The sequence below is a fragment of the Acinetobacter sp. ACIN00229 genome (assembly GCF_016106645.1).
Lineage (GTDB): Bacteria > Pseudomonadota > Gammaproteobacteria > Pseudomonadales > Moraxellaceae > Acinetobacter > Acinetobacter oleivorans.
In genome coordinates this window covers 38,565-48,941 of sequence record NZ_JADWOM010000024.1, presented here as the reverse complement: position 1 = coordinate 48,941, position 10,377 = coordinate 38,565, and the positions used below count along the sequence as shown (strand labels likewise).

Here is a 10,377-nt window from a genome sequence, read left to right as displayed (position 1 = left end):
TTTTCCGCTCTTCGTCAGAGACAGAATTCAACGCAATACCAAGTTTTCATCTCAACCCTGTAAGCTAAGATATTCTCGTGTATCGCGTCGGGATGAGTGCATTATAGGGAAAAAAAACTGGTACGCAAGCACTTTTCTAAATATATGTGTTCGACCGACTCTTTTTTGCCCAACCAAAAATCAAAAAAGCCAAAATAATTAATCAAACCATTGATAACAAACAATAAATTTTAAATCATTTATTTTCATTCTTTTTTGATTTTCACTTCTATTATCTTAATAGGTTGTTTAGGAACGTTCTGATGCATGCCATCATTGGTTGTAGGTACCTTTACAATACGGTCAACCACATCCATTCCTTTAGTTACTTTTCCGAAAACTGCATAACCCGGGTTACCAGCCGAGCGATTTAGAAAACTGTTATCTGCGACATTAATAAAGAATTGACTAGTAGCAGAGTCAGGATTTGCAGTACGAGCCATTGCTAAAGTTCCACGGGTGTTAGCAATTCCATTTCCAGCTTCGTTTTTGATTGGTGCTCGGGTTGTCTTTTCCTGCATGTTTGCAGTCAGGCCACCGCCCTGCACCATGAAACCAGGAATTACGCGATGGAAGATCGTATCTTTATAAAAGTTCGACTTTATATAGGTTTTAAAATTCTTTACGCTGATTGGGGCTTTCTCGTCATAAAGTTGTATTTCTATGTTGCCTAAATTTGTTTGCATTTCAACTAAAGTGTCAGCCCAAACTGAATGACTGCTTAGACCTAAGCAACATAGCATTAATAATTTTTTCATATCTTCCTACAATAAAATGCAAAACTTAATAGAGGTTAAATTTAATCATCTATATAAAAGAATTCTAGTGAGTATTTATTATCTTTTATTTAAGGCCTAATATTTTGGATGTGTATATGTGTCCATGTTCCACGTGAAACATGGACCAAACTTTTATTTAGCTATTTTTATCCCAAAATTTTCTAAAGTTTTTACTGAACTCAATGGTGTACCGTTTGGCTTTTTTGGAAATAGGCGTCAAATTTATAAAACCATGAGTTTGATCTGAATATTCTTCATAATGCATTTTGACACCATTTTGGCGTAGCTTATAACTATAAATTTTCCCTTCATCATGTAATACATCATGCCCAGCAGTAATCACAAAAGCCGGAGGATTCTTCTTCAAATTGCCGTAGGTTGGAGAAATAATTGGATCATCTAGTTCTACGTTATGCTCGGTTGCATAATATTGAGTGACATTATTGATATCATTATCCGTCAAAACCAATCCTTCGTTATATGCATAGAAGGAAGGATGTCGACTCTTGAAATCGACGGCAGGATAAATAAGAAGTTGGGCCTGAGGAGCATAAGGTTTATTTACTGATCTTTGAGCCACGACTGTACTAATGTTTCCACCAGCACTATCCCCCGCTACCGCAATTCGACCTTTTAATATTTTTAACTGTCTACGATTTTGATATACCCAAGCTAAAGCATCTTCACAAGATTGGATTAAATGCTGAGGAGAAACCTCAGGCGCTAGAGGGTAATCGATACTGAGGACTTGTACTTTTGCATATTTTGCCAATATACGACAAACCTCATCATGAGTATCTAAACCACCAACAACAAATCCTCCTCCATGATAGAAAACAATAAGAGGTAGTTTTTTATTAGGTGCTGGATGATAGTGTCTCGCAAAAACGGTTCCACTTTGGAGAGGTAAACGAATATCTTCTACTAAGTCTATTTCTGTTGACTTGTGGCGTATAGCCAGCATTTGCGTATCGAACTGCCTTCTAGATTCAATTGGGTCTGAACCAATGAAACCGATACGACCCTGTTTAATTTGTACAGCCATCATACATTTAGTAAATGAGTCGAGATCTGGATATTGGTAAGAATATCCAAGAATTTTAGTAAGTGATTCTTGAGCTAATCGAGGTAACTTATCAAGAGCTCGAGCAGCAGGCCCTTGGCCCTTATCTAGCAATGTTTGAATTTTTTGATTAAATGCTGTCATGCCTATCTCCATGAATCCCTCTTATCCTTCATATTTTCTACAGAATTCTGTTGTTATTTGACTATATTCGCATACAACTCATGTAATCAAGATACAAAGGTAAAACCCAAATTACGCTAATCTGATTTCAAGCAAATGTCATTAACAAATCTGTCACTTAAAACAGGACTTTTTTGCCAATTATTGTTAACAGACAAAAAGAGGTACGATTATGTCAACAAAACTAGTTGTTACTTTATTAGCAACCAGTCTTTTAACTGTAGGCTGTGTGGCTTATACGGACGACCCTTCTTATCGTGGTGGTTATGGTTACCATGATCATGATAGTAATCGCTATGATCGCAATGATGGACGTCGATATAACGATTGGGAACGAAGACGCTGGGAAGAACGTCAAAGAATATATGAACAACAACGAAGAGTTGCTCGCGAACAAGATCGAAATCGTCATGAATGGGATAAAAGACGCCATGACGAGGATAAGAAACGCTGGGATGACGATAAAAGACGCCACGAGTGGGATAAAAAACGGGTAGAAGATCGTGATCATAATCGTCGAGATTCTCGTCATGATGATTAAATTCATTACTATATAAAAAGCCCCAATAAGCTACGTCTTTTGGGGCTTTTTTGAGAATTCTAAACTCTCTTAATTATAGAGTAATGAGTAGCAGCTCACTTCATACATAAATCGGCATCTTAAATATATGACTCTATAATCTTTTAACTATTCTTATCACTAAGAATTACTGAGCTGTTGCAGAACCTGAAACAGAACCAGAAGCGCCAGCATCAACTTGACCTGGTTGTGCTTGGCCAGAAACGCCCGCATCAACACCTACACCAGCTTGTACGCCAGATGGGCTAGCACTTGTTTGAGCAGAACCTGATGCGTTTAAACCAGCTTCAGATGCACAACCAACAGCTGTAAAAGCAACACCAGCAAGTACTACAGAGATAAGACCTAATTTTTTCATAATCGCTTTCCTTTCATTACGACAAACACTTAAATGCAAAGATCATCTTCGCGCTGCCTATAATTCACAATTTTTTTTTCTGGCGTGCGTATCATTGGTTGTCTTTTGTAGTAATAGAAGTACAAATTGTGCAATTTTTTATTAAATTAGCTTCCTTACTCTTAGCTCTATCTTTTATATAAAACTAGCAACTTAAGCTTTTGTTTAATTTTATCAATTTTTAATTTTTATCTGAGCCTTTTGCTCTACTCAAAAAAATTCTCTTTATAGAAACGCTATATAAGGTGCGTAGAATGTTACAGAGGTTTTTTGCTTAAAAATTCCTCTTCCCATTAAAAAAAGCCGGGTTTAGACCACGGCTTCTCTAAAAATTTACGATATTTCGATTTAAATTACGGCCACTGCATCTCGCCTTTTACAACTTTTGCACCCAGGTCTAGGCTATCCACACTTTTTAATGTTGGATATTGTTTTTGCATGAGTTGACTTAGCTCAATCGCATTTTTACTTACTTTAACGGCTTTCTCATAGCTCTTGAGATAGTCGATCGAAAAGTTAACCGCATCCAAACCTTGTGGAGCTCCCTCAACCATATGGGCAGGAACAACCGTCTGAGGTTGTAGTGATTTAATGTTTTCTAGCGTTTGAATTACTTCATTACGGTCTTTAACTTTTGGTGTATCTGCCATCCATAAATGAATACCTGAAGATACAGGAATACCACCTACTACTGCCTTAGAAGAAGGAATCCATAAATAAGTGAGTTCTTTCTTACCTTTGATCTCGATTGACTCATTCTCTAGCTTTAAAGTTTTAGCAGTATAAGCTTGAGGCACAATAATTTGGCTAGGCGCATTTGCACCCATTTGTGGCCCCCAATACTTCACTTTGAGCGCTTGAGTATCTTGAATATGTTTAACAGTTTCCGGCGTTGCAATGATTTGTACATTTGGGAAGTATTGCTTAAATACATCTAAACCAAAGTAATAGTCTGGATCGCCATAGCTTACAAAAATTGTTTTGAGCGTTTTACCGCTATCAATAATGTCGGCAGCAATACGTAATGCTTCAGATTTTGAGAATTGCGCATTAACCAATAGAACTTCTTTATCGCCTTCAATTAAAGTAGAGGTCACACCAAAATGTTCGGGTTTAGCCAGAAAACTTTGGATTTTTAGATCTTGTGCAAAAGCAGAGGAAGCCATTGTCAAAGCTGTGGCAGTTGCTAGGGCTGAAGCAGTTAATTTAAAAAATTTCATTATATATTCTCCAATTTCATGAGAAATACTTTAAATTGCAATTCCTGTAAGGTAAATGCACTAAATTAAGATAAACTGTTGCATATATTGTAATAATGATAATGCATATGGACACATTAAAAGCCATACAAGTCTTTGTTTCTATTGCTCAGCATGGCAATTTAACCAAAGCCGCAGAACACCTGAATTATTCTCGTGCGATGGTTTCTCGTTATCTTGAGCATCTTGAACACACATTCTCGACTCGACTATTTCAAAGAAATACACGAAAAATATCACTCACACCAGCAGGTGAAAAAGCCCTCCTCTACTGCGAAAATATTTTACAACAACAGCAACTTCTACAAGAGCTAGCCGCACCTGAACAACATAACGGTACAATTCGCTTTACCTGTGGCTTGTTTTTATTTCAATTAGGGGTTGGAGAATGTATTCGCCAATTTAAACAGCAACATCCACATATTCAATTTGATGTATATTTGACTGAAAATACGATGGACTTAATTGATGCTCAGGTCGATTTAGCTTTACGTATAACGCAAAAAGTTGCCGATGGTTTAATTGCACGGCCTGTTTGTCAAATCGAGTCTGTTTTCTGTGCACATCCTGATTATTTAAAACAGCACAGCCCCCTCTCCCATCCAAGGCAACTTATTCAACATGAATGTTTAGCTCACCACAGCCAACATCAATTTTGGACACTTTTTGATGAAGAGCAGCAACCGCAGAATTACCCTTTAAACGTGACCTTTAAAAGTAATGATGTAAATGCTGTTTATGATATGTGTTTACATGCCCAAGGTGTGGCAATGTTGCCTTCACTATTAGTTAAAAAAGATTTAAAAGAAAAAAGATTAGTTCCTTTATTTAAAAACTTTTCAGCTCCTGAATTAAGTTTGTCAGTGGTATATGCATCTAGACAACATTTACCCAAAATAACGCAGGAATTTATTGCTTTTATGATCGAAAATTTAGATTTTTACTTAAAACCGCAAAATTAAAAGTTTTAAATTGCCGTGTACGCTTGAATTTTTAGGCAATGCCCATACTTCATCCCTATTAATGAATTACAGCATATGCATGGCAGTTCAGGTTTTACCCAGTAAATGCTGATGCCAAAAGGACTGTACATGTTTAAAAACCCATTTAAACGGAGATCATCAATGGCTAATGAGCAAAACGAGCAAGCTCAAGACATTCAACACGAGCAAGCAGAGCAATCTAATGAGCAAACTCAGGCTGAAGGTGTAGAGCAAGCAAACGACGTTACCGTTGAATCTTTACAAGCGCAAATCACCAAATTAGAAGAAAGCCTGAAACTTGAAAAGGCACGTACAGCAAATGCTGTTTACGAAGCACAAAAAAGTGTAGAGCGTATTCAACGTGAGTCTGACAAGCATAAAGAAACTGTGCTTGAAAAATTTGCCAAAGAATTACTTGATTCTGTAGACAATCTAGAGCGCGCAATTCAAGCAGCGGGTGATGAAGAAACACCAGTACTTGAAGGTATCAAATTAACCTTAAAGTCACTGTTAACTGCGCTTGAAAAATTTGGCGTTGTAGAAGCTGATACTAAAAATGGTTTCAATGCAGATTTACATCAAGCAGTAGGTATTGATCCTAATGCTAAAGCAAATGAAATCGGTACTGTTTTACAAAAAGGCTATACGTTAAATGGCCGCTTATTGCGCCCTGCTATGGTTATGGTTGGTCAATAAGTAAATTTTTGAGAGTTTTTAGATTTTTTTTAGCTAAAACGCTTGAAAAAAATAGATTCACTCTCATATCGGATAACAAGCAAAAACATTGCAAAAGAATTTTTGAGGAAAACGTCACATGGCAAAAATTATTGGTATTGACTTAGGTACTACCAACTCATGCGTTGCTGTACTTGAAGGCGATAAAGTAAAAGTAATCGAAAACGCTGAAGGCGCACGTACAACTCCATCGATCATCGCTTATAAAGATGGTGAGATCTTAGTAGGTCAAAGTGCTAAGCGTCAGGCAGTAACTAACCCGAAAAATACATTATTCGCTATTAAGCGTTTAATTGGTCGTCGTTATGAAGATCAAGCGGTGCAAAAAGATATTGGTCTTGTACCTTACAAAATCATCAAAGCTGACAATGGTGATGCTTGGGTTGAAGTAAACGACAAAAAATTAGCACCTCAACAGATCTCTGCTGAAATCTTGAAAAAGATGAAAAAAACTGCAGAAGACTATTTAGGTGAAACAGTTACAGAAGCAGTTATTACTGTTCCTGCTTACTTTAACGATGCTCAACGTCAAGCAACTAAAGATGCGGGTAAAATCGCTGGCTTAGACGTTAAACGTATCATTAACGAACCAACTGCTGCTGCACTTGCGTTCGGTATGGACAAAAAAGAAGGCGACCGTAAAGTTGCAGTTTACGACTTAGGTGGTGGTACTTTTGACGTATCAATCATTGAAATCGCAGACCTTGATGGCGACCAACAAATCGAAGTGTTATCAACAAACGGTGATACTTTCCTTGGTGGTGAAGACTTTGATAACGCGTTAATTGAATTCTTGGTTGAAGAATTTAAGAAAGAACAAAGTGTGAACTTGAAAAATGATCCACTTGCGTTACAACGTTTGAAAGAAGCTGCTGAAAAAGCAAAAATTGAGCTTTCTTCATCAAATGCAACTGAAATTAACCTTCCATATATCACTGCCGATGCAACTGGTCCTAAACACTTAGTGATCAACGTAACTCGTGCAAAACTTGAAGGTTTAGTTGCTGATTTAGTTGCTCGTACAATTGAGCCTTGCCGTATTGCGCTTAAAGATGCTGGTCTTTCGACTTCTGACATCTCTGACGTAATCTTGGTTGGTGGTCAGTCTCGTATGCCACTTGTACAACAAAAAGTACAAGAATTCTTTGGTAAAGAGCCACGTAAAGACGTGAACCCTGACGAAGCAGTTGCAATCGGTGCTGCGATTCAAGGTGCGGTATTGTCTGGTGACAAAACTGACGTTCTTTTATTAGACGTAACGCCATTAACTTTAGGTATTGAAACAATGGGTGGTGTATTAACACCAATCATTGAGAAAAACACGACGATTCCTGCGAAGAAATCACAAGTGTTCTCTACTGCTGCTGACAACCAGCCTGCTGTAGACATTTCTGTTTACCAAGGTGAACGTAAGATGGCTCAACAAAACAAATTGTTGGGTAACTTCCAATTAGGTGACATTCCGCCTGCTCCACGCGGTGTGCCACAAATTGAAGTATCTTTCGATATCAATGCTGATGGTATCTTGAAAGTATCTGCTAAAGATAAGAGCACTGGTAAAGAGCAATCGATCCAGATTAAAGCAAACTCAGGTTTGTCGGATGCTGAAATCGAAGCAATGATTAAAGATGCAGAAGCGAATGCTGAAGAAGATCGTAAGTTTGAAGAACTTGCAAAAGCTCGTAACGAAGCTGATGCATTAATTTCAAGCTCGAACAAAGCTGTTAAAGATCTTGGTGACAAAGTTACTGAAGATGAAAAAACCGCTGTAAGCACTGCCGTTTCTGAACTTGAAGCAGCAACAAAAGAAAATGATGTAGAAGATATCAAAGCTAAAACTGAAGCTTTACAAAACATCTTGATGCCTATCACTCAACGTGCTTATGAACAAGCGCAACAAGCTGGTGGCGCAGAAGGCTTTGATCCAAATGCATTCCAAGGTGGCGATGCTGGTCAACAAAAAGCTGATGATGGCGTTGTAGATGCTGAGTTCACTGAAGTTAAAGATGACAAAAAATAATTTGTTTCTTTAATAAAAAACCGCGCTTAGGCGCGGTTTTTTATTGGTTACAAAAAATAACAATGTGTTTTTTCATATATTTTTAAATTATTTAATGTCAAAAAGGTCAACTATAAAAACTAATGTATTCATTATAAAAAAGATTTTCTAAACTAAAATACATTGTTACTTATTACATTAATTATTCCATTATTGCCAAGTCTAAAAACATCTTTTTAAATTTTTCTACCAAGATCACAAAGCTCTCCCACTCTCCTGTACTTTTTATCATTTTGACGAATTAAATTAAGTAGCTAACAATAAGATTTTATTTATATTTTTTATTTTGCCATGAAAACATTTCTATGGTGGGGATTGAGCTTATATTTATGCATAGGCTTTCAAACGACAAGCTTTGCTCAAAATAATCTAGCAATGGGTTCCTCTAATCAACCTTTAAAGTATCGAATTGCTTTTATTGATCCACGATTTCAATTAACTCGAGAAAAATTTATTGAGGTTAGCCAACAAGCTGCTGAAATCTGGTACAAAGAGACTGGAAAAACCTATTTTATCTATGATTCAGAAGCTCAGTTGGCAATTAACTTAATTTATGATGATCATCAACTCATGAAAAGCGAGCAACAGGAAAATTTGAATGCACTTTTGCAAAAGGAGGAAATATGGCGCCTTAAAAATGAAGAAATTGTTTTAAATAAACAAGAGATTGATCAGCTATCGTCTGATTTAAACAAAAGAAAGATCAATCTGAAAGCTGAGTTTGAGCAATATCAACAAGACGTAATACGCTTTAACCAAGGAGAACATCAATACTATCGTGCTGATGAGCTAAAAGAGCAGCAAAATCAACTCCAGCAAAAATCTGGAAATCTACAAAACGAATCAAATAGTTTAAATTATAAAATTCAACTACTTAATCTAAAAATTAGGGAGCTCAATCAAGAGCAAAATGATTTAAGCTCTCTAAAAACACGATTCAAACTTGAACAAAAAGCCAGTATTCAACCCTTCCATAAAGGCTTATTCAGCCAAAACCAAATTCAAATTTACGGTTACGCTTCTTTAAATGATTTACGTTTAACCCTTGCTCATGAGTTTGGCCATGCATTAGGACTAAAACATACTACTGATCCTAAATCATTAATGTATCCACGATTAAAAGAGCAAGATATCCATAATTTCAAATTAACAGATTCAGATTTAGAGTTATTAGGCTCAATTTATAGTTCAATTAAGGAAAATCATTAAAGTTAAATAATTAAAAAAACTAAATAAAACCAAACTAAATGAATTTTTTCTAAAAAATAATTTGGCATTTGGTAAAAAATAATGAGACTAAAGTCTCATTTATTTATTTGAATCGTACGTTTTTTGATTGATTTTTCACTTTATATTCTTATAATACGTTTTTTTAAAATCTCCCCCCTTCAATTATGCGTTTAACATCTTTGTTATTAGGCGTAGCCTTTGCTTTTTCTAATTTTCAGGCTAATGCTAATCTTGCTACTCCAGCTCACACTCAAATTCAGCAAAAAGCAGGTCAACATTTGACTTACAAAATTGCTGATATTGATCCACGTTTTGGTTTAAGCCAAGACCAATTAATTCAAATTAGCCAACAAGCTGCGGACATTTGGAAGCAAGGTACTGGACAGGATTATTTTACTTATGATCCAAATGCAAAGTTAGAAATTCGTTTAGTTTACGATAATAGCCAGAGTCGTTCTGAACAGCGTCAAAAAATTGCTGCTCAGTTTCAGCAAGAACAGCAACGTGTAATTGATGAACAGCAACAAATTAAGCAATTGAAACAAACTCTTGGCCAAACTCAATCTGACCTTGAAAATAAGAAGCAGATTTTGAATGGCAAATTGAAAAATCTTGACGAGCAAATGATGCAGCTTAACCAAGGCAAATTAGCACCTGAATACAGTGCTAAATCTTTGGCTAAAACTCAGAAAGATTTGCAAAAACAAACTGTTGCTTTAAAGAAAGAAATTGCTGCATATAATGAGCAAGCTAAAGATTTAAATGTCAAAGTTACTCACTTTAATCAAATTAACAATGAGTTCAACAATTCATTGACCCAATTTAAGCAAAATGCCCAAGCTGATGTCTTTAAAAAAGGTATCTATAATGGCAAGCAAATTGTGATTTATGAGTTTAAGTCTATTGATGATTTACGTTTAACAATTGCTCATGAGTTAGGACATGCGCTTGGTTTAAAACATAGCGATCAACCAAATGCATTAATGTACTCAGTACGTAAAGATGGTGATAGAAAAGTCACTGGTCTTACAGATGCTGATCGTGATCTATTAAGTGCTTTACCTCAATAA

Annotated in this window: 8 protein-coding genes and 2 pseudogenes; 6 read left to right on the top strand and 4 right to left on the bottom strand. The window is 36.2% G+C overall.

The genetic code is table 11. From position 1 onward, the window contains the following. Positions 1-245: 245 nt before the first annotated feature. Both I7H67_RS17710 and I7H67_RS17705 read right to left on the bottom strand, forming a co-directional pair. Positions 246-797: a peptidylprolyl isomerase gene (locus I7H67_RS17710; protein ID WP_192835191.1), complete on the bottom strand. Its 552-nt coding sequence runs from the start codon at positions 795-797 to the stop codon at positions 246-248. Positions 798-954: 157 nt separating this feature from the next. Continuing rightward, the gene (locus I7H67_RS17705; RefSeq protein ID WP_198308456.1) at positions 955-2,025 is read right to left on the bottom strand and encodes an alpha/beta hydrolase; all 1,071 of its coding nucleotides are present in this window, start codon (positions 2,023-2,025) and stop codon (positions 955-957) included. A gap of 211 nt (positions 2,026-2,236) precedes the next feature. Here I7H67_RS17705 and I7H67_RS17700 point away from each other — a divergent pair, with 211 nt between their 5' ends. Next, complete coding sequence (locus I7H67_RS17700) at positions 2,237-2,605, top strand: hypothetical protein (protein ID WP_005308431.1); 369 nt, start codon at positions 2,237-2,239, stop codon at positions 2,603-2,605. Between the two features lie 166 nt (positions 2,606-2,771). Here the strand turns inward: I7H67_RS17700 and I7H67_RS17695 are convergent, their stop codons facing one another. Further along, a complete protein-coding gene (locus tag I7H67_RS17695; protein WP_000733015.1) occupies positions 2,772-3,002 on the bottom strand; it encodes a hypothetical protein in 231 nt (76 codons plus the stop codon). A gap of 392 nt (positions 3,003-3,394) precedes the next feature. Next, positions 3,395-4,261, bottom strand: a complete 867-nt coding sequence (locus I7H67_RS17690; RefSeq protein ID WP_198308455.1) for an MBL fold metallo-hydrolase — start codon at positions 4,259-4,261, stop codon at positions 3,395-3,397. 107 nt (positions 4,262-4,368) lie between these two features. Between I7H67_RS17690 and I7H67_RS17685 the strand changes: the two are divergent. The 5 genes and pseudogenes from I7H67_RS17685 to I7H67_RS17665 all read left to right on the top strand — a co-directional run bounded on the left by I7H67_RS17685 (position 4,369) and on the right by I7H67_RS17665 (position 10,377). Then, positions 4,369-5,297 (top strand): annotated as a pseudogene (locus I7H67_RS17685) (LysR family transcriptional regulator). A gap of 127 nt (positions 5,298-5,424) precedes the next feature. Beyond that, positions 5,425-5,979: a nucleotide exchange factor GrpE gene (gene grpE, locus I7H67_RS17680; protein ID WP_004795539.1), complete on the top strand. Its 555-nt coding sequence runs from the start codon at positions 5,425-5,427 to the stop codon at positions 5,977-5,979. A gap of 118 nt (positions 5,980-6,097) precedes the next feature. Continuing rightward, a complete protein-coding gene (gene dnaK / locus I7H67_RS17675; RefSeq protein WP_004795542.1) occupies positions 6,098-8,038 on the top strand; it encodes a molecular chaperone DnaK in 1,941 nt (646 codons plus the stop codon). Between the two features lie 330 nt (positions 8,039-8,368). Continuing rightward, the gene (locus I7H67_RS17670; protein ID WP_198308454.1) at positions 8,369-9,286 is read left to right on the top strand and encodes a matrixin family metalloprotease; all 918 of its coding nucleotides are present in this window, start codon (positions 8,369-8,371) and stop codon (positions 9,284-9,286) included. Positions 9,287-9,397: 111 nt separating this feature from the next. Continuing rightward, positions 9,398-10,377, top strand: a pseudogene (locus I7H67_RS17665) (M57 family metalloprotease).